The organism is Mesorhizobium sp. B2-3-7 (assembly GCF_006442695.1).
Taxonomy (GTDB): domain Bacteria; phylum Pseudomonadota; class Alphaproteobacteria; order Rhizobiales; family Rhizobiaceae; genus Mesorhizobium.
In genome coordinates this window covers 215,707-241,095 of the sequence record NZ_VFVV01000002.1, presented here as the reverse complement: position 1 = coordinate 241,095, position 25,389 = coordinate 215,707, and the positions used below count along the sequence as shown (strand labels likewise).

The following is a 25,389-nucleotide window of genomic DNA, read 5'->3' as shown; positions in this document are numbered from 1 at the left end:
CGACGCAGAGCGGCGTGACGAATCAGTCCGCTCGGATGGGTGTCCCAAAAAGCCAGAGAGCGGCCAGAGGTGCAAGTGCGGGGAAGGTCAAGATTTGTGATAGGGACGTTTCATATCCCCACGACGGCCGCGCATGCCCGAGAGTGATGCCGGCATCCCGGCTTCACCCTGCGCGCGCCAAGCCCGATGCCGAGCCTTGGCTTTCCACGCTCTTGCCTCTATGTTTCGGTCGCAGATCGCGCAACTGGTTTTGAAATGCCTCCCGACATCCCAGCTAATGACTTGAATAAATAGGGAAACATCCGGCTGCGGCCAGATATGGATCCCGAAAACTCACAAGCCATTTTTACCAGGGACAGCGCGGCCGATCAGGGCTCGGGCACCTTCGAAACCAGAGGTTGGAAATTGGGCGATGCAATTGCGGACGTTCTGAGCTGGCTTGAGAGCCGAAACGACATCCAGAGCCTGAGGGCCGCGGTGTGCGACCTCAACGGCATCATGCGGGGAAAGCGCATCCCCGTCGAGCAGGCGCGCAAGGCACTGGAGGGCAAGCTGCGCATGCCCTATTCGCTGATCGGGCTGGACATCTGGGGCGAGGATATCGAAGGCAACGCGCTGGTGTTCTCGACCGGCGACGCAGACGGATTGTGCCAATGGACCGGCCGCGGCATCCTTCCGGTGAACTGGACGGCGCATCCGACCGCCCTCATCCCGCTCTGGCTCGCCGACGAAGGCGGCGCACCGTATCTCGGGGATCCCCGGCGGGCACTGGCCCGTATCCTCGACCGCTACAAGGCTTTGGGCCTGACGCCTGTGGCCGCCACCGAGCTCGAATTCTATCTTGTCGACCCGCAATCGCAGCGACCGGTCGGGCCTGTCTCGCCGGTCACCGGGCGGCGTCTGGATTCCGACGCGGCACTGTCAATCGACGAGATCGACGACTTCGAGGCCTTCATCCACGACATCTACGAAGCCTGCCGAGCACAAGACATTCCCGTCGATACCGCCATTGCCGAGAACGGCGTCGGCCAGTTCGAAATCAATTTGAACCATGTCGCGGACGCGCTGCGGGCGGCCGACGACGCCGTCCTGTTCAAGCGCACGGTGAAGGGCATTGCCCGCAAGCACGGCTTTGCCGCCTGCTTCATGGCCAAGCCTTATGGCGACCGAGCCGGCAACGGCTTCCACGTCCATTTCAGCCTTGTCGACGCCAACGGGCGCAACGTCTTCGACGACGGCACCGACCAGGGCTCCGGCATTATGCGCCACGCTGTCGGCGGACTGCTGGCGGCGATGGCCGAGAGCACGCTGGTGTTCGCGCCGCATTTCAACTCCTACCGCAGGCTCCGGCCGAGATCCTACGCGCCGACCGCCGTCGCCTGGGGTTACGAGAACCGCATGGTCGCGATCCGCATTCCCGGCGGCCCGACTGGTGCGCGCCGGATCGAGCATCGCGTGTCGGGAGCGGACGCCAATCCCTATCTTGTGCTTGCCGCCATACTGGGCGCGGCACTGGTCGGCATCGAAAGGCAGATGTCACCGGGCGACCCAACCGGGAATGATGGGCAAGGCCTTGCCCCGGCCAAGTTGCCGCCGGACTGGGCATCCGCGATCGCGGCCTTTGAAAGCGGGACGCATGTGGCGGAGATCTTCCCGGCGATCCTGCGCCACTCTTTCATCGCCTGCAAACGCCAGGAACTGAATACATTCGCGCTCAACGTCAGCGACTTCGAGATCGAGACCTATCTCGAAAGCGTCTGAGGCTGCGCTGACCGACAGCAGCGGCGTCGGTTCAGCACGACCTTCGAACGCAAGGGCTTGCGGTGCTGTCGCTGACCGGGCATAAACATGATCTTTTCTATCATGTTTATGCCCGGGATAAGCAGAATTGACCTTCGTCGCGCGCATGGAGAGCCGGATTCAGGGATTTGCCGTGATCGGCGAGCTGAAATGGCACGTCTGGGACGGCGTCGTCGCCGACCTCTGGGATGTCTCATGCGGTGACAATGCCGAGGGTTATTACGTCTCTCCCGACCCCCGGCTGTTCGTCGCTCTCGATATCGACGGCGACGGTGCCTTCGTCGTCGAAGGCGCCCAGGGCGAACCGCGCCGCCACAACCAGGCGTTTTCCGCAGCCTATATACCGGCCGGGGTGCCGATCCGCGGCCGCGTCGAGGGACTCAAACGGATCAGGCATCTCGACCTGCATTTCGACGCTGCGACACTGACCCGCCGCTTCGGCCGCAGCCTCGATCGCGATGCCTTGCAGATCTCGCGCCTCCAGTTTCGCGATGATCGGATCGCCACGCTTGCCGGCCTTATCGCCGCTGAATGCGGCAGCGAGTGGAACCTGCATGATCTTTATGGCGAAGGTCTGCTCAACGCCTTGTTCGCATGCCTTTTCCAGATAGACCGGCCAAGTGCCGCCAGGCGCCGGTCGCCCCTGCCCCGCCGCAAACTGCGCCTCGTCACGGATTACATCGACGCCCACTGCCTGGACAGGATCCGCCTTGCTGATCTTGCCGCGCTGACCGGCCTGTCCGAAACCGCGATGAGCCATGCCTTCAAGGCAGCAACGGGCGTGCCGCCGCATCGCTGGCAGATGCAGGCGCGGATCGACAGGGCAAAGGCGATGATGGCGCATGAGGCTGCCTCGCTTGGCGACATCGCGCAGGCCACCGGCTTCTTCGACCAGGCGCACCTCACCCGCGTGTTCAAGTCCGTGGTCGGATTGACCCCGGGTGCGTGGATGAAGAGCGCCGGCCGCCGGTGACATTTCCGCAACACGGCACCGCGATATCAGTGGTTTGGACAAGAATGGACAAGCCGCCCAAATCAGTCCAATGACCCGTTGATAAGTTGAGGTAAATCATCAAGTATCTCAACGACGACAGACGGGGACTTTCCTGATGAGCAGAATTTACCGGATCAAGGCGCTTCTGGCGGCTGGCGTCGCCGCTGCCGCGACGATCCCGCCAATGCCGGCGTTCGCGCAGACGGCGCAATCCAGCACCCAGCTCGAACCGGTCGTTGTCGAGGGCGAGGCCGGAGACAGCGCGACCGGGCCGGTCGACGGCGTCGTCGCCAAGACAACCAGAACCGGCTCCAAGACGGCGACCGACATCAAGGAGGTCCCGCAATCCGTCTCGGTGGTCGGACGGCAGGAGATCGAGGATCAGGGTGCACAGAAAGCTGACGAGGCGCTGCGCTACACCGCCGGCCTCTTTGCGCAGCCTTTCGGTCCCGACAGCGACACCAACTGGATGTACATTCGCGGCTTCGATGCAACGGCCACCGGCACCTACATGGATGGCCTCCAGCTGTTCAGTTATGGTTTCGGCGGTTTCTATGTCGACAGCTTCGGCCTTGAGCGCATCGAAGTGCTGAAGGGGCCGGCCTCGGTGCTTTATGGCGGCAGCAATCCGGGCGGCCTGGTCAACTATGTCAGCAAGCGCCCGGATTTCGAACGCACGCGCTATGTCGAAACCGGCATCAACGATGCCGGCAATGTCTATCTCGGCTTCGACATCGGCGATGTCGCCAGCAACGGCACGGTCAGCTACCGGATGACGGGCAAGGTCGCCGGCGGCGATACCTACAGCGACCTGCAGAACGGCTGGCGCGGCTTCATCTCGCCGAGCATTAGCTGGAAGCCAGACGAAGCGACCACGCTAACCATACTGGCCAATTACAGCCACATCGACGAGAACCATAATGGCGGCAGCTTCCTGCCCTACGATGGCACCGTGGTCGATCACATTGTCGGCGGCGTGAACTATGGCCGCATCGATCCCGATGCGAACTTCACGGAGCCGAGCATCGATCTCTACAAGCGCGAACAGGGCTCCCTCGGCTACGAGTTCGAGCACACGTTCGACAATGACTGGACCGTTCGCTCCAGCGCCCGTTTCACCGCCGCCGACATCAACGAGGTCAGCGTCTATCCGAACGGCTGGTCAACGATCGGAGGGCCGACCGAGCTGGCGCGGATCAATTTCGATCATGACACCACGGCCAAGACGTTCCTCGCCGACAACCAGATCGAAGGCAAGGTGGCGACCGGAGCGATCGAACATACGATCCTCGCTGGCGTCGATTTCAAATATTACAACATCGACCAGGTACAGTCGTCCGGCCTCTACGATCCCAATTATGACAATCCAATCGACGCTTTCGATCCGGTGTACGGTTCGCCGCTGACACCTCGCGTCAGCTATCTCAATCAGAACCTGACGCAGAAACAGCTTGGCTTCTATGCACAGGATCAAATGCGCTTCGGCGACGGCTGGCTGGTGACGCTGAACGGCCGCTACGACCGTGGCTGGCTCGAAGCCGACAACCGCCCGACCTATTACTCGGCGGGCTCCAGCACGCAGAGCAGCACGGTTGGCGATTTCTCCGGCCGCGCCGGCCTGGCCTATGAGTTTGCCAACGGCGTAACCCCCTATGCCAGCATCGCCACCTTCTTCAATCCGATCATCGGCACCGATGCGATGGGCAATCTGTTCAAGCCGGAAGAGGGCACGCAATACGAAGTCGGCGTGAAATACGTGCCGACTTTTATCGATGGCCTGTTCACCCTGTCGCTGTTCGACCTGACCCGCCAGAACGTGCCGTCGAATGTCACTCCCTTCACCCAGATGCAGACCGGCGAGGTGCGTTCACGCGGCGTCGAACTCGAAGGCAAGGTGAACGTGACGGAGGATTTCCGGGTTACCGGTGCATTCACAGCTTACGACATCGACATCACCAAGGACGCCAACCCGGCGCTCATCGGCAAGACGCCTTTCATCGTGCCGGAAGTGATGGCTTCCGCATCGGTCGATTACACCTTCCGTGGCGACTGGTATGACGGCATCTCGATTGGCGGCGGGTTGCGCTATATCGGCTCCTCATGGGCAGACAATGAGAATACGGCGAAGGTTCCGGCGGTGACGCTGGCCGACCTGAAGCTCGGCTACGAGAAGGAGAACTGGGGCGTCGACCTCAACATCACCAACCTTTTCGACAAGACCTATGTGTCGAGCTGCCAGACAACGCTCACCTGCTCCTACGGCGAAGGCCGCTCCTTCAAGCTGAAGGCGCACACGAGTTGGTAATCATGGACCGAACCCGCCGGCGATGATCCATCCGCCCAACAGACGGCAGGTGCTTGCGCTAACGGCCGCGGCCTTGCTGCCGCCGGTTGCCGGCAGGACTACGACGACAAATGTTGCCGCGATCGATTGGGGCATGCTGGAAACGCTTCTGGCGCTCGGCATCGAGCCGGCGGCGGCGGCCGAACTGATCCAGTTCCGCAGGATTGCGGTCGAGCCTGCAATTCCCCAATCCGTGACCGATCTCGGACTGCGCGGCACGCCCAACTACGAGCTGTTGCGCATCGTCGCGCCGGACCTGATCGTCATCTCCAATTTCTACGAGTACCAACGCCCGATTCTGGAGCGCATCGCGCCGGTGTTCGCGCAAACCGTCTACGAGGCCGGAGTGCCGCCCTACGCACTCGCCGAGGCAGCGACGCTGGCCCTGGGCGAAAAGCTCGGACGACCGGCCGAAGCGAAGCGTTACGTCGACGAAACCGCCGACGACATAGCGCGGCGTCGCGCCGCCATGCCAACCAGGTCCGCACGGCCGGTCTTTGTCATTAGCCTCGGCGACTCCAGGCACTTCCGCGCCTTCGGCCGGGACTCCATGTTCGGTGACGTGCTCACGCGGCTCGGCCTGGTCAATGCCTGGTCCGACGAGACAAGTTACAGCGCGGCAGCACCCGTTGGCCTGGAGGCGCTGGCGCGGGTGCCCGAGGCCTCCATCCTGATCGTCTCGCCCTTGCCGGCGGACGTCGGGCGCTCGCTTCCCACCAATGCCTTGTGGAACGCGCTGCCGGCCGTGCGCCAGGGCCGCGTCGCGGTGCTCGAAGCCATCAACCATTTCGGCTGCCTGCCGTCGGCCCGCCGCTTCGCGCGCCTGGCGACGGCGGCGCTTGCGGGTCATGCTTCGTGACGGAGCGCGCTGTGGCCCGAAGCAAGATACCTCACCGCACCATCGGCGGCGCGCTGTCGCCCATCATCCTGTGGGGCCTGCTCGCGGGGCTGGCCGCACTCTTGTTCGCATGGCGCGTCGGCATGCAGCAGCCGGCATCGGTGCCGGGCGATCTCCGCCATGTCATCCTGTTCTACAGCTCGCTGCCGCGCGCCGTCGTAGCGGTGCTGGCGGGCGCCGTGCTCGGCCTGTCCGGCCTGCTGTTGCAGCATGTGCTGCGCAATCCGCTGGCGGAACCATCGACGCTCGGCATTTCGGGCGGCGCGCAACTGGCGATGACGCTCGCCTCGCTTTACGCGCCGTTGCTGATGGAGCGATCGCAAGGGCTGGTGGCCTTTGCCGGCGGCACCGCCGCTGTGCTGCTGGTGCTGGCGTTGACCTGGCGGCGCGGGCTGGAGCCGGTGTCGGTCGTGCTCGCCGGAATGATGGTGGCGCTGACCGCGAGTTCCGTCAGCGCCGCGCTGATCCTCGCCAATGGCGATTACCTGTTCTCGCTGTTCATCTGGGGCGGCGGGTCGCTGGTGCAGCAGGATTGGCGACCGGCCATCGCGCTGACGATCAGGCTGGCGGCCGGCGCCGCCGCGGCGCTGATGCTGCTGCGGCCGCTGACCATCCTTGGCCTCGACGACGCCTCGGCGCGCGGCCTTGGCGTTGCCCGCCACACCAGCCGCTTTCTCATCATCGCGCTTGCGGTGTGGATGGCAACGACTGTCGCGGCGCAGATCGGCGTCATCGGTTTCGTCGGCCTTGCCGCGCCGGCGCTCGCCACGCTTTCGGGCGCGCGCACCCTGCGGCGGAAGCTGATCGCCGCGCCGCTGATTGGCGCGGTACTGCTGTGGCTGACGGACGGGCTGGTCCAACTGGCCGCCGGCTCCGGCGGCGAGCGTATTCCGACCGGCGCGGGAACCGCGCTTCTGGGCGGCCCACTGCTGCTGTGGCTGTTGCCGAGGCTGCGCATGTTCGAATGGCCGCATCTCGGTTCCAATGGCGCGGCACCGCGCAAGGCTCGCCGGCCATGGCTCATCATCTTCGTCCTGCTGGCGCTCACATTTGCCGCCGCCGCCTTGGCTCTCGTCGTCGGGCGTGGACCGGCAGGGTGGTCGATCGCCGGCTGCGACCTGCTGGCCGATCTCGTCTCCTGGCGCGCGCCGCGTGTCGGCGTGGCCGCGGCCGCCGGCGCGATGCTCGCGGCGGCGGGCGTGGTCATCCAGCGCGTTACCGGCAACCCTCTGGCGAGCCCCGAAGTGCTTGGCGTCGGCACCGGCGCGGGCGCCGGTCTGACCGCCGTGCTGACGGTCAGCGCAACGACCGGGCTCGGCTGGCAGCTCGCCGGCTCGGCCGCGGGCTCACTGGCGGCACTGGCCGCCATGCTGGCCATCGCCGCCAAGGCAAAGTTCGGCGCCGACCGATTGCTGCTTGCCGGCATTGCCATGAGCGCACTGTGCAGCGCGCTGATCACCGCGACGATCGCGATGGGCAATACACAGTCCTATGTGCTGTTGCGCTGGCTGAGCGGTTCGACCGGCCAGGCGACCGCCCTGGACGCAGCCGTTGCACTGGCCTGCCTGTTGCCACTGACGCTGCCGCTTTTTCTTGCCGCGCGCTGGCTGGACATCCTGCCGCTCGGGGCCGACAGCGCGCGCGGACTTGGCGTGCCCGTAGCCGGCGGGCGGCTGATGCTGGTCGTCGTCAGCGCGCTCCTGACCGCGCTGGCCGCTTTGATCGTCGGCCCGTTGAGCTTCGTCGGCCTGATCGCGCCACACCTTGCCCGGCTCCTCGGCTTTTGGCGCGCACGCATTCATCTTGCCGGGGCGATGCTTCTGGGCGCCTTGCTGATGACCATATCGGACTGGCTGTCGCGCATGGCGGCCTTCCCGTACGAACTGCCTGTCGGCCTGTTCGCCTCACTGCTCGGCGGGCCGTATCTCGTCTACCTGCTTGCCAAGGGCGTGCCTCGTCAGGGCTGACGCGGTCCGGGCATGTCAGGAAGACCATTCGGCCTTCAGCACCGAGACCGCCGCCTCGCTGTTGTGGACGTAGTCATTGGCGTCCGGCTGCTTCTGCACCAGGAGGATGAACAGAAGGTCGGTCAGCGTCAGCTGCGCATCGCGCGCGGTGATGGACGATGAGCGCGCACGCTCCTCGTCGGCGATGGTGTAGAGGCAGATATCGGCAACGCGGCTCAGCGGATTGTCGTGCAGGCCGGTGACCGCGATCACCATGGTGCCGCGCTTGCGGGCAAGCTCGGCGATGCGCAGAGTTTCGATGCTGGCGCCCGAATGGGAGAGCGCGAACAGCACATCGTCAGGCCCGAGCGTCGAGGCATTGGCCATCTGGATATGGCTGTCGCTGTCATGCAGCACATCGCGGCCAAGCTTCATCAGCTTGTAGGAGAAATCACGCGCCACCAGCGAGGAGGCGCCGACGCCGGCCAGATGTATGCGGCGCGCACCATCCAGCAGTTCCAGCGCCCTGGAGATGATCCGCTCGCTGTTGGCGGCGACGGTCCGCTCCATCGACAGAAGCTTGCTGCCGATCAGCTTCTTCAAGATGACCTGATAGCCGTCGCCGACCTCGATCGAACCGTGGATCATACCGGCCGGCACCTGCCATTCCCGCGCCTTGGCTTCGCTGACGGCGAGCTTGAGCTCCTGGTAGCTGGCATAGCCGAGCTTCTGGCTGAATTTGACGACGCTCGACTGGCTGCGCCCGATCTCAGCCGCAAGAGCAGCCGTCGACAGCCGCAGCATCTCCTCGGGATTTTCGACGATGTACTGGCCGATCTCACGATCGCCGGGCGCCATGCCGTCGAGCTTGGCATTGATCCTGTTCAGAACGGACATGATTCCCCTTGCGCTTTGGCGTCCAGCCGCACGGCCAAGGAATAATTTATTCCAATTTCGATTGACAGCCAAGAACGCGGAATTAATTCTCAAGCGGGCCGGATTGAGCTCGGGAACAGCTTTCGAGAGCGCCGCGCCCGGACGCGGCCCGGCGCACAAGGTTTCAGCCATGGACAGACTGCGCATCGTCGGCGGGCAAAGACTGCAAGGCGCGGTCACCATATCGGGTGCCAAGAACGCCGCTCTGCCGCAGATCGCGGCGGCGCTGCTCAGTCCCTACCCGCTCGAACTGACCAACCTGCCCGATGTGACCGATGTCGAGAACATGCTCGGCGTGGTGCGGCTGCACGGCGCCGAGGTGACGCGATCGGCCCATGCCGCGACGATCGACACCAGTGCCGCCGTTTCCAGGGAGACGTCCTACGACACCGTCAGAAAGATGCGCGCGACGGTGCTGGTGCTGGCGCCGCTGCTCGCCCGTTTCGGCCATGCGCGGGTTTCGCTGCCCGGCGGCTGCGCGATCGGCGCGCGGCCGGTCGACATGCATGTCGCCGCACTCGCGGCGCTGGGCGCCCGCATCGCCATCGAGAACGGGCTGATCGTCGCCTCGGCGCCGAACGGGCTCACCGGCACGCGCATCGTGCTGAGCTCGCCATCGGTGGGGGCGACGGAAACCGCCATGATGGCGGCGGCCACGGCCAAGGGCGAAACCGAAATCCTCAACGCGGCGCGCGAGCCGGAGGTGGCTGACCTCGCCGCTTGCCTCAACGCGATGGGCGCGCGCGTCGAAGGCGCCGGCACGCATCGCATCCTGATCGCCGGCGACACGGACTGGCGCGCGGCCAGGCACGACATCATTCCGGACCGGATAGAGGCCGGCACCTATGCCATCGCCGCGGCGATCACCGGCGGGCAACTGGAACTGACGCATGCCCGGCTCGAGCACATGGCCTCGGTGGTGCAACTGCTGGAGGCGACCGGCGTCGGCGTCTGGCCGGGCGACCGCGGGCTCATCGTGTCGCGCGAGCGGCCGTTCAAGGCCGCCGACGTCACGACGGAACCCTATCCGGGCTTTCCGACCGATCTCCAGGCGCAGTTCATGGCGCTGATGTGCTGCGCGCAGGGCGCGTCGCTGCTGCGCGAAACCATTTTCGAGAACCGCTTCATGCATGTTCCCGAACTGATGCGGCTCGGCGCCAACATCAAGCTGCAAGGCACCACCGCGCTGGTGCGCGGCGGCGAGAAACTGCATGGCGCGCAAGTCATGGCCACCGATTTGCGCGCCTCGGTGTCGCTGGTGCTGGCGGCCTTGGTCGCCGAGGGCGAGACGACCATCAACCGGGTCTATCATCTCGACCGTGGCTATGAGCAACTGGACCGCAAGCTGCGTCTGTGCGGCGCCGACATCGAGCGGCTGAGCGCATGAACAACGGCCGCTCCGATTATTTTCTCGGCGTCGACGGCGGCGGAACCGGCTGTCGCGCCCGCGTCGAGGATGCCGAGGGAACCGTGCTGGGACAAGGCCTCTCCGGTCCGGCGTCGACGCGGCTCGGCATCGATACGGCCTGGGCGTCGGTTGCCAAGGCCTTTGGCGCGGCGATCGAGGAGGCAGGGTTCGGCGCGGCGGAAAGCGCCCGAATTCACGCCGGCATCGGCCTTGCCGGGATCGGCCGCAAGGGCGCGCTGGAGGCGCTGCGGGCGATCGCGCATCCCTTTGCCAGCATCGATTTCGTCAGCGATGGCGTCGCCGCCTGCCTCGGCGCGCATTCGGGCCAGGACGGCGCCATCGTCATCGCCGGCACCGGTTCGATCGGCCTCGGCTTCGTCGAGGGCCGCGACCTGCGCGCCGGAGGCTATGGCTTTCCGATCTCCGACGAAGGCAGCGGCGCCGATCTCGGGCTGAAGGCCGTGCAGCTGGCGTTGCGCGCCCATGACGGCCGGCATGAGCGCACGGCACTGCTGGCGGAAGTCATGCAGCGTTTCGAGAACGACCCGATGCAAGCCGTGGCCTGGATGGACCGCGCCAGCGCCACCGACTATGCGGCCCTGGCGCCGATGGTGATGCGCCACGCCGACCAAGGCGATCCGGCAGGGCGGCGCATCGTGCAAAAGGCCGCCGAACAGATCGACACGCTGGTGCGGGTTCTGTTCGAAAAAGGCGCGCCGCGCGTGGCCCTGCTGGGCGGGCTCGCCAGTCCGCTCGAACCATGGCTCGCACCCGACGTTCGCCGGCGCCTGAAAGCCGCCGATGGCGACGCGGTTTCCGGGGCGATCATTCTTGCCCGCAGGTCACTCGGCAAGCATTAGCGCGGCAGGAATAATTTATTCCATCTTTCCGTTGACGGAACGAATATAGAATTCTAAGACGTTAACGAAACGGGGTAGCATAACGAAATACGCGTGTGCCGGAGCCAAAGAGGAACCACTTCCGAACAGGCTGAGCGGCCTGATTTTTGAAAGCACTGATTTGAAAGCACTGGGATGAGCGAGCAAGGTTTGATGTCCGAGCTGGACCGGCTGGTTTCCGAAGGCCGGAATCCGCGGACCATGGACATCGACCTGCTGCCGACGATCGATGTGCTGCGCAAGATCAACGACGAGGACCGGGTGGTTCCGGCAGCGGTCGAAAAGGTGCTGCCGGACATCGCGGCCGCGGTCGACCGCATCGTCCTCGCCTTCCAGAAAGGCGCTCGGCTTATCTATATGGGCGCCGGCACCAGCGGCCGGCTGGGCGTGCTCGACGCCTCGGAATGTCCGCCCACTTTCGGCGTGCCGGAAGGCATGGTCGTTGGCCTGATCGCCGGCGGGCCCGACGCGCTGGTGCGCTCGACCGAAGGGGCCGAGGATGATCCCAAGATGGGCGCCAGGGCCTTGCAGGACATCAAGCTCACCCCGGACGACGTGGTGGTCGGCATCGCGGTCAGCGGGCGCACGCCCTATGTGATCGGCGGGTTGAATTATGCCAAGCAGGTGGGGGCAACGACGGTCGCCCTGTCCTGCAATCCGGCATCGACCATAGCAGGCATTGCCGACATCGCCATCTCGCCGGTCGTCGGTCCCGAGGTGCTGACCGGCTCGACGCGGCTGAAATCCGGAACGGCGCAGAAGCTGGTGCTCAACATGCTGAGCACGGCCTCGATGATCCGCATCGGCAAGAGCTACCAGAACCTGATGGTGGACCTTAATCCGTCCAACAGGAAACTGGCCGCCAGGGCAACCAGGATCGTGATGCAGACCACAGGCTGCACGGCGGCGCAGGCGCGCCACGCGCTCGGCCGGACCGGCAACGACGTGAAGCTGGCGATCCTGCTGACCATCACCGGGCTTGAGGTCGAGGAGGCGCGCGCAGCCCTCGCCAAGGCAAGGGGTTTCCTGCGAAAGGCAATCAGCGACGAGACGCATGAAGGCGCTTGAGACCAGACGGCGTGAAGCTGCTTTACACAAGACGGCGCGAAGCCGCATAGACTGGGCCGATAGTCCAAAGCGCGTGTGTCTTGGAAGCGGTCCGCAGAAACTGCAAGGGCATCGGGTTCAAGCAAAGATGGGAGACGAGAATGGTTCACCTCACAAGAAAGCTGCTGTCGGGCATCACGCTGGCAGCCATGCTCGGCATCGCCACGGTCTCGACGCAGGCGGCGACGCTGCACATGGCCTGGTCGCAGGACGCAACGGGACTTGATCCGCACAAGCAGACGGCCTTTTCCTCGCTGCGGCTCCTGGAGCTGATCTATGAGCCGCTGGTGCGGGTCGATGCCAGCCTGCAGATCATCCCGGCCATCGCCACGTCCTGGGAATTCTCCAAGGACGGCAAGGAGCTGACCTTCAAGCTCGATCCCAAGGCGAAATTCCAGGACGGCGCTGCCGTGACCTCGGCCGACGTCAAGGCGTCTTTCGAGCGCATCCTGGACGAGAAGACAGGCGCCGCCGCCCGCGCCAACTTCCTGTCGATCGCCAGCATCGACACGCCGGACGTTGGAACCGTCGTGTTCCATTTATCGCAGCCCGACGCGCCGATCCTGACGGCGATGAGCGACATCAACGCGGCCATCGTGCCGGCGGCCGAGATCAAGGCCGGCTCGATCGGCACCAAAACGGTCGGCTCCGGCCCGTTCCAGCTCGATAAATGGGACCCCAACGCCAAGGAAGTCTTGAGCGCCAACAAGGAATGGGCCGGCGGCGCGATCGGCGTCGACGGTATCGAAATCAGCGTGCTGCCCGATGAAGCGGCGATCCTCGCCGCCATGCGCACCAAGCAGGTCGATTTCGCGCTGCTCAACGATCCGCTCGTCGCCACGCTGGTGCCGAAGGAGGCTAGCCTGCAACTGAACCGCGCGCCGGTGCTGGCCTATAACGTGCTGCAGCTCAATCCGTCACGCAAGCCGATGACCGAACTCAAGGTGCGCCAGGCGATCTCCTGCGCCATCGACCGGCAGGAGGTTCTGGACACCGCCGCGCTCGGTGAAGGCAAGGTCACCGGACCGCTGACCATCCCAGCACTTGCGACCGATCCAAGCCAGCTCTTCTGCTACAAGCGTGATGTCGAGAAGGCCAAGAAGTTGATGGCGGAGGCAGGCTTTGCCGACGGCTTTTCGGCGACCGTGATCGGCGCCACCGGCGAGCCGCCGACGGCGGCGGCAGAAGCCCAGGTCATCCAATCGCAGCTCGCCGAGATCGGCGTCAAGCTCGACATCAAGATGATGGAGCTCAACGTCTATGTCGACGCCTGGCTGAAGGGCGATTTCGACATGGCGATCGCGCTCAATGGCGGTCGCGCCGACCCCTACACCATGTACAACCGCTACTGGACCAAATCAGGCAATCTGCAGAAGGTGGCCAACTACATCGACGATACGCTGGACAGCCTGATGCAGAAAGGCCGCGCCGAGACCGATCCGGCCAAGCGCAAGGCGATCTTCACCGAGTTCGAGAAGCACCTCGCCGAAGTCTCGCCCTGGATCTGGCTCTACACGTCCTACAGCTATACCGCCCAGCAGAAGAACGTCGCCGGGTTCGTGCCGACGCCGACGGGCACGCTGTTCAGCCTCAGCAAGGTTACCATCCAGCAGTAGCCGTGGGCGGCCCTGGAGACGGATGATTTCAGGTTGAATCGACCTGAAATCTGAATCCGCCTCTAGATCAAAGGGATAGAGCATGACGTCGTCCGAAAACCGCTTCACACTCGGCATCATGCTCTAGACGAGAGGTCTTCTTCGCGTGAACTATCTGATGCGACGACTTGCGGCGTTTCCTCTCGTCCTGCTTGGCGTGTCGATCCTGGTCTTCGTGGCGATCCGGATGGTGCCGGGCGATTCGATCACCGCGATGCTGGGCACCGAAGCCGGCCTGCTGACGCCGGCACAGCGCGATGCGCTCGCCGCCTATTTCGGCATCGACCAGCCCTGGTTCGTCCAGTACTGGCGCTGGATCGGCGGCATCCTGCACGGCAATTTCGGCATCTCCGTCACCTATGGTAGGCCGGTATTGGACGTCATCCTCGAGCGCTTCCCGCTGACGCTGGAACTGGCCGTGCTGTCGATGATCATCGCACTCGCCGCCGGCATGCCGGCGGGCATCTACGCCGCCACGCATAGTGAGAAACTGTCCGACCTCGGTGTGCGCGTCGTCGCTATGATCGGCCAGTCGACGCCGAGCTTCGTGCTCGGCCTTTTGATCATCTACGCGCTGTCGGCCGGCTTCGGCGTGCTGCCGGCCATGGGCGAATTCGCGCCGCTCTGGCAGGATCCCTTGCGCAATCTCAGCCAATTGATCCTGCCTGCCATCACGCTCGGCTTCGCCTTCGCCGCATCGGTCACCCGCATCTCGCGCTCGGCCATGCTCGACGTGTTGAGCGACGACTATGTGCGCACCGCCCGCAGCAAGGGCGCCTCGGCGCGCAGCGTCATCTGGCGGCATGCGCTGCCCAACGCGCTGATCCCCGTGGTGACGCTGAGCGGCATTGAATTCGGCTATCTCCTGGGCGGCGCGGTCATCGTCGAGCAGATCTATGCCCTGCCCGGCCTCGGCCGCATGGTGCTCGACGCCATCCTCCAGCGCGACTACGCGCTGGTGCAGGGCAGCGTGCTGTTCATCGCCTTCAACTTCATGATCGTCAATCTCCTGGTCGACCTCGCCTATGTCGCGCTCGATCCGCGCATCCGGCTGGGCGAACAGTGATGCGCATGCTGCGCGCCATCCTCGGGCACGGCAGCGGTCGTATCGGCGGCGTGATCGTCGGCGTCTATCTCCTGGTCGCCATCCTCGGTTTGCTTGGACTGACGCCGCACAATCCGATCACGCAATACCGGATCGACCGGCTGCACGCGCCCAGTGCCGCCTACTGGATGGGCACCGACCTGTTCGGCCGCGACGTGGCGAGCCGGCTGATGGCGGGCGTCGGCCAGTCCTTCACCGTTGCCTTTCTTTCGGTCGCCTTCGCCGCGCTTGCCGGCACCGTGCTTGGGCTCGCCGCCGCTTGGCTCGGGCGTCGCTGGGACGGCGTGCTGATGCGGATCATGGATGTGCTGCTGGCTTTTCCTGCCATTCTTCTGGCGCTGCTGATCGTCACCGTTGCCGGACCGGGCACATGGACCAGCGTGGTCGCCATCGGCATCGTCTATACGCCGATCTTCACACGAGTGGTGCGCGGCCCTGCTTTGTCGCTCAAAGCGCGCGAATTCGTCGACGCCGCGCGCACCTTCGGCAGCAGCTCCAGCTACATCGTCACGCGGCACCTGCTGCTCAATCTGGTCGCGCCGCTGACCGTCCAGGTGACGCTGGCGCTCGCCTGGGCATTGCTGACCGAGGCCGGCCTGAGCTTCCTCGGTCTCGGCACGCAGCCGCCGGCCGCTTCGCTCGGCCTGATGCTGAGCGACAGCCGCAATCTGATGGAAACCGCCCCATGGCTGATGATCTTCCCCGGCCTGGCGATCATGATCAGCATTCTGGGCTTCAACCTCTTGGGCGACGCCTTGCGCGACATCCTCGATCCGAGGATGCGGAGAGCGCTCGCATGATCCCGCTTCTGTCGGTCCGCGACCTGAACGTCGGCTTCGGCCGCGACCCGAAAGCCAATGAGGTGGTGCGCGGCGTCAGCTTCGACCTCGCCGACGGCGAAACGCTGGCCATCGTCGGCGAAAGCGGCTCGGGCAAGTCGGTCACCGCGCTGTCGATCAACCGTCTCATCGATTTCGGCGGCGGCCGCATCACCGGCGGCGCCATGACGCTGAAACGGGCCGACGGCAGTCTCTTCGACCTGACGACCGCGACCGAGCCGCAACTGGCCGGCATTCGCGGCGCGGAGATCGGCATGATCTTCCAGGAGCCGATGACCTCGCTCAATCCTGTGCTGACGATCGGCACGCAGATCGAGGAATCCTTCCGGCTGCATCGCGGCCTGACCGGCCGGCAGGCCACGGCGGCGGCCAGGGACGCGCTCGACCGAGTGCGCATCCCCGATGCGGCAAGGCGGCTGAAATACACACCCAACCAGCTGTCGGGCGGCATGCTGCAAAGGGTGATGATCGCCATTGCGCTCGCCTGCAATCCGCGTCTGCTGATCGCCGACGAACCGACCACGGCGCTCGATGTGACGGTACAGGCGCAGATCATGGCGCTGCTTGCGGAGCTCAAGCAGGAAAGCGGCATGTCGATGATCTTCATCACCCACGACATCGGCCTTGTCGCCGGGATCGCCGACACGGTGATGGTGATGCAGAACGGGCAGGCCGTAGAACAGGGCGAACTGAACCAGGTCCTCGACAGGCCGCAGCACGCCTACACGCAGCATCTGTTGCAGGATGTGCCGCATTTCGCCCACGGCCGCGCGACACGCACGGACGGGCAGCGCGACAAGAACGCAAGGAAGGACCCGGCCCTTGAGGTCAATGGCCTCGTGGTGCGGTTTCCGCTCAAGAGCAGTTTCTTCAGCCATGCCAGCGGCGCGGTGCACGCCGTGGATGGCATCGACTTCGACCTGATGCCGGGAGAGACACTGGCCATTGTCGGCGAGAGCGGCTCGGGCAAATCAACCACCGCGAAAGCAGTCCTTGGGCTGGTGCGCTCGACGCGCGGCAGCTTCTCGGTGGGCGCCCGGACGGCCTCGGCAAAGCACAACGCCAAGCCCGTGCAGATGGTTTTCCAGAATCCCTACGCTTCGCTCAACCCGCGGCTGAGCATCGAGAGCATCCTGGCGGAGCCGGTGATCGCCAATGGCGGCCGGGCGGACGCCGAAACGCGAGCCAGGATGGCGAGCCTGCTGGAGCGCGTCGGCCTGCCGCAGAACAGTTTGCAGCGCTATCCGCACGAATTCTCCGGAGGCCAGCGGCAAAGGCTGTGCATCGCCCGCGCGCTGATGCTCAACCCGTCGGTCGTCGTTCTGGATGAAGCGGTTTCCGCCCTCGATGTTTCAGTGCAGGCCAAGGTGCTGGAGCTGCTGGTCGACCTGCAGCGCGAGTTCGGGCTGGCCTATCTGTTCATCTCGCACGATATGGCTGTCGTCGAGCGGATCGCTCATCGCATCGCCGTCATCTATGCCGGCCAGATCGTCGAGATCGGAGACGCGGCCTCGGTGCTGTCGGCGCCGAAACATTCCTACACGAAGAAGCTCATATCAGCGGTTCCGGCCATCGACCGGCGGCATGAGCGTTTCGAGGTCGACACACGCCAGGTGCCTTCCCTGGTGCGCCCGCAAGGGTTTGAGCCGGCGCCGGCGAGATGGGAGCGGTTTGGCGGGGATCATGTGGCGAGGGTGGAGGCGTGATGGCCCTCGGATATCTCAGGTTGGCGGGACAGCACCCCCCTCTGCCCTGCCGGGCATCTCCCCCGCAAGGGGGGAGATCGGATGTCGCCTCGGCCTTCGCCAATCTCCAATGGTGGAAGGCTGGCGGGACATCAACTCTGCCAATCTCCCCGCTTGCGGGGGAGATGCCCGGCAGGGCAGAGGGGGGTGTGACGGAACTCGGCCTTTCAGGAGGCCCGCATTGACCAACCTCGCCCAGATCTTCGACCGCGCGTTCCAACCACTCGCAGCGGCAGTTGCCGCCAAGCGCATCCCCGGTGGCGTGCTCGGCATTGTTGACAGGAATGGCGACCGCATCACCAGGGCGATCGGCTCAGCCCAACTCGTGCCTAAGCAGCGACCGATGCGTGAGGAGAGCTGGTTCGACCTGGCATCCCTGACCAAGGTGATCTTCACCACGCCGCGCATTCTGGCGCTGGCTCAGGACGGTGCCATCGATCTCGACGCACCACTCGTCTCGGTGCTGCCGGACCTTCGCCAATATGACGCGAGTGCCTGGGAGCGGAAGGTGACGTTTCGCCAGTGCCTCGGGCACCAGACGCCCTTCCCGGCCGTCGAACCGATCTACACTTACGGGCGCGACCCCGACTTGCTGCGCGCCTTCATCCTGCAACGGGAATGGCGGGCCCGCGATCCGGTCTATTCCGACATCAATTTCATCCTGCTCGGCTTTGCGCTCGAACGGCTGTCGGGAAAAAGCATCCGGGACATAGAGGCCGGCCCGGGCTTTGCGTGGTCTGCCGAGCCAGATCTCGCCGCGGCAACAGAAGACTGCACCTGGCGCCATCGCGTTCTGTCCGGCGAGGTTCACGACGACAATTGCGCGGCGTTGCAAGGCGCCGGCCATGCTGGCCTGTTCGGCACGGCGGCCTCGGTGCTCGATTTCGCCCAAGGGCTGCTGACCGGCGCATCCGAACGGTCGATCGCGCCGATGCGCACGCCCTTGTCCGCCACCCGCACCCATGGTTGGGAGCGTCCTTATGACGGCTGGTCCGGCGGCGCCTTGTGCAGCCCGCAAACGATAGGCCACACCGGCTTTACCGGTACGGGGCTGTGGATCGACTTCGACAAGGGAAAGGCCTGGACCTTGCTTACCAACCGGATCCATCCGACACGTCACTTCGACAGCGGAATCGTCGCGCTTCGCCAGGCGGTCGGCGATCTCATCAACGGAGTTCGATAATGGAATCCATCTGGGCCATCGGCCTGATGACCGGCACCGTGCTGGACGGCAACATCGATGTCGCCCTGATCAAGACCGATGGCGAGCGCATCGACGATTTCGGCACCTACCGGCTGATGCCCTACCCCCCGTCGATCCGCTCGCTGCTGGAAGACACGCTTAAGCAGGCGCGGGCCTGGAATTTTGCCGGACCGGAGCCGGCGATCTTCCGCGAGGCCGAGGAGGCGCTGACGCGCGCGCAATCGGCGGCGGTCAAGGAGCTCGTAGAAGATTATGGGATGACGATGGCGGATATCGGCGTCGTCGGCTTCCACGGCCAGACCGTACTGCATCGCGCGCCGCAAATCGGCCGGCTCGGCCAGACCCGGCAGCTTGGTGATGGCGAATTGATGCATGCGATCCTCGGCACCAAGGTTGCCTATGATTTCCGCTCTGCCGACATGCGCGCCGGAGGACAGGGCGCACCGTTGGCGGCCGCCTATCACACCGCGCTGATGCGCAGCGCCGGCGCCAGCGGCGAGGTGGCCGTGCTGAACCTCGGCGGCGTCGCCAACATCACCTGGTGGGACGGCGGCGACAATGTCGTTGCCTTCGACACCGGCCCCGCCAACGCGCCGCTCAACGATTTCATCAAGTCGAAGGGGCTCGGCGAAATGGACCGCGACGGCGCGCTTGGCCGGGCGGGAACGGTCGACGAAGCCCGGCTCGCCAAGCTGCTGCAACACCCCTATTTGACCAAACCCTATCCGAAATCGCTGGACCGTTTCGACTTCGGCGCCACCATGGCGGATGGCCTGAGCGCCGAGGACGGCGCCGCGCTTTTGACCGCCTTCACCGCCGCCGCGGTCGGCAAGGCACTCGATCTTCTGCCGAGCCGGCCGAAAAGACTGGTGGTCAGCGGCGGCGGCCGCCACAACCCGACGATGATGGCAATGATCGCCAGCCGCGCCGGTGTGGAGGTGGTGCAGGCCGAAAGCCTCGGCTGGAGCGGCGACGCGGTGGAGGCGGAGTGTTTTGCCTTTTTGGCGGTGCGCGTACTGCGCGGCCTGCCGATCAGCTTTCCCAGCACGACGGGCGCGCCGCAGCCGATGCGCGGCGGACGGCTGGCCGGTTGATCAGCCCGCCGACAGTTTTTTCTGCAGGAAGACGCGGCTGCGGCCGACGGGGAAATCGGCGAGTGTTCCGAAGGGCTGATAGCCCTGGCGCCGATAGACCCTGGCGGCGTTGGGGTTGAAGGTGTCGATCCAGGCGTTCTGGCAGCCGCGCGCCATCGCCTCCTTCTCAGCCGCGTCCAGCATCGTGCCGGCCATGCGCCGGCCGCGCAGCCTTTCGTCGACCCACAGCCATTGCACGTAAAGCCAGCCCCAGGCGGTGTATCCCGAAATGCCCGCGACAATCGCGCCGGCTTCGTCACGCACGAACACCGCAAGGGCCTTCCTTTCGGAAGCGCCGACATCGCCGTCGTTGAACGCCATCAAACGCTCGCCGAGAAAGGCGAGTTCCTCGGGCAAGGGGGTTGCCGTCGTCTCAAGTGTCGTGATCATGGCTCATCCGAAATGCGCAACGGAATACGAACAGAGTTACGAAGGCTGGAGCGCCTGCGCAACGCCTATGTCCGTTCCCGAACAGCTTGCCGGTCCGGGTCGCCACCATTGCGGAATTCGGAGGCGGAAATGCCGTAGCGCTTGAGCTTGTCGTAGAAAGTCTTGCGCGGCACGCCGAGTGCGTCGATGGCCCCGCGCACGTCGCCGGCATGATCGCGCAAGGCCTCGCGGATGAGTTGCGCCTCGTAGCGGCCGACCCGTTCGGGCAGCGCCGCCGAGGGCTCCGGCAAGCGCGCGGACGTTGCCCTGGCCTCCTCGTCGGGCCCGAGGCCAAGCGCGACCCGGTCGGCAAAATGCGCGAGCTCGCGCACATTGCCCGGCCAGTCATGCGACTGGAGATGGTCGCTCACCGCGGCATTCACGGCCGCGACAGGACGGCCGAAACGCTGCGAAGCCTTGCCCAGGAAATGCCCGAACAGCAGCGGGATGTCGCCGCGCCGCTCGCGCAGCGGCGGGATGCGCAGCGTCACGACGTTGAGGCGGAAATAGAGATCCTCGCGAAAATCGCCGCGCTGGTCCGGCCGGCCTAGATCGACCTTCGTTGCCGCGACGACCCGCAGATCGAGGCGGCGCGTTTCGTTGGAGCCGAGCGGGGTGAGGCTGCGCGTTTCCAGCACCCGCAGCAGCTTGACCTGTAGCGGCGGCGGCATGGATTCGATTTCGTCGAGGAACAGCGTGCCGCCGCTCGAATGCTCGATGCGACCGATCCGCCGCCGCTGCGCCCCGGTGAACGCACCCGGCTCGTGGCCGAACAGCTCGCTCTCGATGACGGTCTCCGGCAGGGCACCGCAATTCAGCGCCACGAAAGGCTTGGCGCGGCGCCGGCTCCATCGGTGCAGGAGATCCGCCACCACCTCCTTGCCGGTGCCGGTCTCCCCTTCCACCAGCACGTCGACATCCATGTCGGCGATCTGGCGCAAGGTCTCGCGAAGGCGGCGGATGGCGGGCGCCTCGCCGATCAGCGGCAGGCCGTCGGCGGCCTGCGCGGCGGCCTCGTGCAGCCGCCGGTTCTCCATCACCAGCCGCCGCTTTTCGCTTGCCCGCTTCAGCGCTTCGACAAGGCGCTCGCCGGCATAGGGTTTCGGGATGAAATCGTAGACGCCATCCTTGAGCGCGGCCACCGCGAGATCAATATCGCCATGTCCGGTGACCAGGATCACCGGTATGTCGATGTCGATCGCCCTGATCCGATCGAACAGCTGCAAACCGTTCATGCCGGGCATGCGGATGTCGCTGACCACCACGCCCTGAAAATCCCGGTCGACGGCGGCAAGCGCTGCCTCCGCGGCCTTGAACGCGATCACGCCGAAGCCGGCAAGCTCGAGCAATTGCGTGGTGGCGTGAAGCAGATCCGCGTCGTCTTCGACGAGCGCGACCAGCCCTGATCCCTCAGTCATTCAATTCGCCTCAGATCTATGGTGAAGGATGCGCCTTTCGTGCTGCCCGGATCGAGGCGCAGCGTGCCGCCCAGTTCCTGGGCGATCTCCTGCGAGATCACCAGACCGAGGCCAAGCCCCTTTTCCTTTGTGGTCTGGAACGGCATGAACAGATTGCCGGCCGCTTCCGGCCCGAGGCCAGGTCCATTGTCGCGCACCGAAACCAGCACCCTGTCGTCGCGCTCGGCAAGCTCGATCTCGATGCGCGGATCGGGCCGGTCCTTCAGGGCATCCAGCGCATTCTGCAAGAGATTGACCAGGATCTGCTCCAGCCGGATTCGGCTGGCCATGACCGTCGGCGAGGCGGTGCCGCGCGGCTTGACGACGGTCACGCCGGAATCGCGGATGCGGCCGGACAGGAGCGACAGCGCGCCGTCGATCGCTTCGCGCACGGGCAATGGCGAGGCGGCGACGCCTGGCCGCCGCGCGAAGGTGCGCAGCGTGCTGGTGATGGCGCCGATGCGCTCGGTCATCGACACGATCGATGTCAGGTTGCCCGAGACGGATTCGACCCTGCCGCCATGCAGGAAGCGGCCGGCATTCTCGGCGTAGGTGCGTATCGCCGCCACCGGCTGGTTGATCTCATGCGCGACGCCGGCGGCGATCTGGCCGAGGATGGAAAGCCGGTTGGCCTGGGCGAGGTCGTCGCGCAGCCGGCGAACCTTGGCCTCGGCGTTTTCGCGCTCGGCGATCTCGCCGGCAAGGGCCATGTTGGAGCGGGTCAGTTCCGCCGTTCGCGTGCTTACCCTGCTCTCCAGCTCGGCATTCATGCGCGCCAGCGCTTCCTGCCTCACGCGGCGCGCACGGCGGCGCCTGAGAAGCACGTAGGCAAGTAAACCCGTGAACAGCAGCGCCAGCAGCGTGGTCAGGCGTGCCGTGTTGGCGGCCGACGTCAAAGCGGCATCGGCAGGCGTGAGCAGCCACAGACGCCAACCGGGAACGGCGCCGGGCAGGTCCTGCGCCACTTCGACGAACTGGCGCGATTTTCCGGCATTGTCGATTGTCGCCAGGCCGTCACCGGCACCGCGTCGTATCGGCAGCGGTTCGAAGCCGGTTTCGGCAAGTTGAAGCTGCGCGTGAGCTGTCGCGGCATCCGCGGCCGAGAGCGGCGCAAGCGCGTGGAACCGCCACTCGGGCCGGCTGGTCGCCAGCACGACACCGCGCTCGTCCGTGACGAAGACGACAAAGCCGCTGGAGCGCCAATTGGCTTCGACGCCGTCGAGTTCGACCTTCAGTACGGCAACGCCGAGCGGCGTCTTGCCGTCATCGACGCGGCTGGCGAGATAAAGTCCCGGCCTGCCGCTGATCGTGCCGAGGCCATACTGGCTGGCGGCGCCCTTGGTCATGGCGTCGGTGAAATAGTGGCGGAAATTGTAGTCGATGCCGACGAAGCTGCCCGGCTCGCCGGCGTTGCTGGCCGATATCGCGATGCCTGCCGTGTCGATGACATAGATGGCGGATGCCGAGGCATCGGCGGCAATGGCCCGGAGCTTGTCGTCGAGCGCCGTCTCTTGCGTTTTGCTGGCCCGGCGCAACGCGTCGCGCACGGCATCGTCGCGTGCCAGCACCAAGGGAACGAGACGCTGCTTTTCGATTTCGCCGGTCAAGGTGCCCGCCGCCAGCGGCAAGGCTGCCAGTGCTCCGTCGCGCAGATCGCCGGCAGCCTGGTTGGCGGCAAGGCGCCCGGCAATCGCGACCGCTCCCGCCAGCATTGCCAGGCCGATCAGGAGAATGAGCCAGCGGCCGTCACGCAGCCTGGCCATCGCTTCGCGCAGCAGGTCGCGGCCGGCGAACTCCGGGTATGCGCTATCGGTGCCTGCCTGCGGCGTCTGCCCTCTCCACCGTTCGCTGTTCAGCAGCCACTGTAATGCGAAACTCCGCCCAGGCAAACAAGGGTGAGTGCGGAAATCCGCACAGGCCTCCATCGAAGCGGGGACAAAACCGCCGGAAACCCAGGGTTCCGGCCTTTTCTCGATCTGGCACGGCGCTTGCAAAACTCCCGACAGCGGCGAGCGACCGGAGCGCCGCGATGGGAGAAGTCTTGCGGGGCGGCGCGTGCCGTTCCCTCCGGCCAGGGAGATAGCAGATGCACATGGCAGACCAATCACGCGCGCCCGCCGCGCAGCGCAAGCCGCTCTATGCCCAACTCTACGTGCAAGTGCTGGTGGCGATCACCGTCGGCATCCTGCTCGGCCATTTCTATCCGTCGCTCGGCGAGAGCATGAAGCCGCTTGGCGACGCCTTCATCAAGCTGGTCAAGATGATCATCGCCCCGGTCATCTTCCTGACGGTCGCCACCGGCATTGCCGGCATGAGCGACCTGCAGAAGGTCGGCCGCGTCGCCGGCAAGGCGATGCTCTACTTCCTCACCTTCTCGACGCTGGCGCTCATCATCGGCCTGATCGTGGCCAATGTCGTGCAGCCCGGGGCCGGCTTCAACATCGACCCGGCGACGCTCGACGCCGCGACCGTCAACAGCTACGCCGCCAAGGCGCACGACCAGTCGGTCACCGGCTTCCTGATGAACATCATCCCTGCCACCATCGTCGGCGCCTTCGCCGACGGCGACATATTGCAGGTGCTGTTCTTTTCAGTGCTGTTCGGCATTGCGCTGGCGCTGGTCGGCGACAAGGGCGCGCCGGTGCTCAATTTCCTGCAGGCGCTGATGGCGCCGATGTTCAAGCTGGTCAGCGTGCTGATGAAGGCAGCCCCTATCGGCGCCTTCGGCGCCATGGCCTTCACCATCGGCAAGTACGGCATCGGCTCGGTCATCAACCTCGCCATGCTGGTCGGCACCTTCTACATGACCGCTTTCCTGTTCGTGTTCATCGTGCTGGGCGCCGTCTGCCGCTACAACGGCTTCTCCATCCTGTCGCTGATCCGCTACATCAAGGAGGAGCTGCTTCTGGTGCTGGGCACCTCGTCTTCGGAAGCGGCACTGCCCTCGCTGATGGAGAAAATGGAGAAGGCCGGCGCGAAGCGCTCGGTGGTCGGCCTGGTCATCCCGACCGGCTATTCCTTCAACCTCGACGGCACCAACATCTACATGACGCTGGCCGCGCTGTTCATCGCGCAGGCGACGAACATCCACCTCTCCTTCGGCGACCAGATCCTGCTGCTCCTGGTGGCGATGCTTTCCTCCAAGGGGGCGGCCGGCATCACCGGCGCCGGCTTCATCACCCTTGCCGCCACGCTTTCGGTGGTGCCGGCCGTGCCTGTCGCCGGCATGGCGCTTATCCTCGGCGTCGATCGCTTCATGTCGGAATGCCGGGCGCTGACCAACTTCGTCGGCAATGCGGTGGCGACGCTGGTGGTGGCGCGCTGGGAAGGCGAGCTCGACGAGGCCAAGCTGGCCAGGGCGCTGGCGGGAACGGCCGACGACAGCCTGCCGGCGGACATCGTTCCAGCCGAGTAATCGCAGCGGCCGCATAGCGATAGCAAATGGCCGGAGGCATTGCTGCCTCCGGCCATTTTTCGTGTGTTCACCGTG

Annotated in this window: 19 protein-coding genes; 15 read left to right on the top strand and 4 right to left on the bottom strand. The window is 65.3% G+C overall.

Features of this window, described 5'->3' with window-relative positions; translation table 11 throughout:
- Positions 1-405: 405 nt before the first annotated feature.
- The 5 genes from FJ940_RS05075 (at position 406) to fhuB (ending at position 8,003) form a co-directional block, all read left to right on the top strand.
- Complete coding sequence (locus FJ940_RS05075; protein ID WP_140655614.1) at positions 406-1,761, top strand: glutamine synthetase family protein; 1,356 nt, start codon at positions 406-408, stop codon at positions 1,759-1,761.
- Between the two features lie 127 nt (positions 1,762-1,888).
- Entirely contained in the window at positions 1,889-2,773 is an 885-nt protein-coding gene (locus tag FJ940_RS05070) for an AraC family transcriptional regulator (protein WP_181171738.1), read from the top strand.
- Positions 2,774-2,909: 136 nt separating this feature from the next.
- On the top strand, positions 2,910-5,099 hold the full coding sequence (locus tag FJ940_RS05065; protein WP_140655611.1) for a TonB-dependent siderophore receptor: 2,190 nt from the start codon (positions 2,910-2,912) through the stop codon (positions 5,097-5,099).
- A gap of 49 nt (positions 5,100-5,148) precedes the next feature.
- Positions 5,149-5,997: an ABC transporter substrate-binding protein gene (locus FJ940_RS05060; RefSeq protein WP_246670980.1), complete on the top strand. Its 849-nt coding sequence runs from the start codon at positions 5,149-5,151 to the stop codon at positions 5,995-5,997.
- 11 nt (positions 5,998-6,008) lie between these two features.
- Positions 6,009-8,003, top strand: a complete 1,995-nt coding sequence (fhuB, locus tag FJ940_RS05055; protein ID WP_210239742.1) for a Fe(3+)-hydroxamate ABC transporter permease FhuB — start codon at positions 6,009-6,011, stop codon at positions 8,001-8,003.
- Between the two features lie 15 nt (positions 8,004-8,018).
- Here fhuB and FJ940_RS05050 read toward each other — a convergent pair whose 3' ends face one another.
- Positions 8,019-8,879 carry a MurR/RpiR family transcriptional regulator gene (locus FJ940_RS05050; protein ID WP_140655609.1) on the bottom strand — a complete coding sequence of 287 codons (861 nt, stop codon included), beginning with the start codon at positions 8,877-8,879 and terminating at the stop codon, positions 8,019-8,021.
- Between the two features lie 169 nt (positions 8,880-9,048).
- Between FJ940_RS05050 and murA the strand changes: the two genes are divergently transcribed.
- The 9 genes from murA to FJ940_RS05000 all read left to right on the top strand — a co-directional run bounded on the left by murA (position 9,049) and on the right by FJ940_RS05000 (position 19,974).
- On the top strand, positions 9,049-10,305 hold the full coding sequence (murA, locus tag FJ940_RS05045; protein WP_140655607.1) for a UDP-N-acetylglucosamine 1-carboxyvinyltransferase: 1,257 nt from the start codon (positions 9,049-9,051) through the stop codon (positions 10,303-10,305).
- The gene (locus FJ940_RS05040; RefSeq protein WP_140562070.1) at positions 10,302-11,186 is read left to right on the top strand and encodes an N-acetylglucosamine kinase; all 885 of its coding nucleotides are present in this window, start codon (positions 10,302-10,304) and stop codon (positions 11,184-11,186) included. The genes murA and FJ940_RS05040 overlap by 4 nt, the downstream gene beginning before the upstream one ends.
- A gap of 174 nt (positions 11,187-11,360) precedes the next feature.
- Positions 11,361-12,293 (top strand): N-acetylmuramic acid 6-phosphate etherase, encoded by a 933-nt coding sequence (gene murQ, locus FJ940_RS05035; RefSeq protein ID WP_140623650.1) that lies wholly within the window; start codon positions 11,361-11,363, stop codon positions 12,291-12,293.
- A gap of 140 nt (positions 12,294-12,433) precedes the next feature.
- Positions 12,434-13,948 (top strand): ABC transporter substrate-binding protein, encoded by a 1,515-nt coding sequence (locus FJ940_RS05030; RefSeq protein WP_140655604.1) that lies wholly within the window; start codon positions 12,434-12,436, stop codon positions 13,946-13,948.
- Positions 13,949-14,093: 145 nt separating this feature from the next.
- On the top strand, positions 14,094-15,053 hold the full coding sequence (locus FJ940_RS05025) for an ABC transporter permease (protein ID WP_140555522.1): 960 nt from the start codon (positions 14,094-14,096) through the stop codon (positions 15,051-15,053).
- Entirely contained in the window at positions 15,053-15,892 is an 840-nt protein-coding gene (locus FJ940_RS05020) for an ABC transporter permease (RefSeq protein ID WP_140497733.1), read from the top strand. Before FJ940_RS05025 ends, FJ940_RS05020 begins: the two co-directional genes overlap by 1 nt.
- A complete protein-coding gene (locus FJ940_RS05015) occupies positions 15,889-17,637 on the top strand; it encodes an ABC transporter ATP-binding protein (protein WP_140655602.1) in 1,749 nt (582 codons plus the stop codon). Before FJ940_RS05020 ends, FJ940_RS05015 begins: the two co-directional genes overlap by 4 nt.
- A 220-nt stretch (positions 17,638-17,857) precedes the next feature.
- Entirely contained in the window at positions 17,858-18,859 is a 1,002-nt protein-coding gene (locus FJ940_RS05005) for a serine hydrolase (RefSeq protein ID WP_140655599.1), read from the top strand.
- Positions 18,859-19,974: an anhydro-N-acetylmuramic acid kinase gene (locus FJ940_RS05000; RefSeq protein ID WP_140655596.1), complete on the top strand. Its 1,116-nt coding sequence runs from the start codon at positions 18,859-18,861 to the stop codon at positions 19,972-19,974. The genes FJ940_RS05005 and FJ940_RS05000 overlap by 1 nt, the downstream gene beginning before the upstream one ends.
- Here FJ940_RS05000 and FJ940_RS04995 read toward each other — a convergent pair whose 3' ends face one another.
- The 3 genes from FJ940_RS04995 to FJ940_RS04985 all read right to left on the bottom strand — a co-directional run bounded on the left by FJ940_RS04995 (position 19,975) and on the right by FJ940_RS04985 (position 23,662).
- Complete coding sequence (locus FJ940_RS04995; protein WP_140655593.1) at positions 19,975-20,403, bottom strand: GNAT family N-acetyltransferase; 429 nt, start codon at positions 20,401-20,403, stop codon at positions 19,975-19,977.
- Positions 20,404-20,468: 65 nt separating this feature from the next.
- A complete protein-coding gene (locus FJ940_RS04990) occupies positions 20,469-21,860 on the bottom strand; it encodes a sigma-54 dependent transcriptional regulator (RefSeq protein ID WP_140655590.1) in 1,392 nt (463 codons plus the stop codon).
- Positions 21,857-23,662, bottom strand: coding sequence for a sensor histidine kinase (locus FJ940_RS04985; RefSeq protein WP_140655587.1), 1,806 nt, complete (start codon positions 23,660-23,662; stop codon positions 21,857-21,859). Before FJ940_RS04985 ends, FJ940_RS04990 begins: the two co-directional genes overlap by 4 nt.
- A gap of 323 nt (positions 23,663-23,985) precedes the next feature.
- Here FJ940_RS04985 and FJ940_RS04980 point away from each other — a divergent pair, with 323 nt between their 5' ends.
- Positions 23,986-25,314 (top strand): dicarboxylate/amino acid:cation symporter, encoded by a 1,329-nt coding sequence (locus FJ940_RS04980; RefSeq protein ID WP_140520913.1) that lies wholly within the window; start codon positions 23,986-23,988, stop codon positions 25,312-25,314.
- The last annotated feature ends 75 nt before the right edge of the window (positions 25,315-25,389 follow it).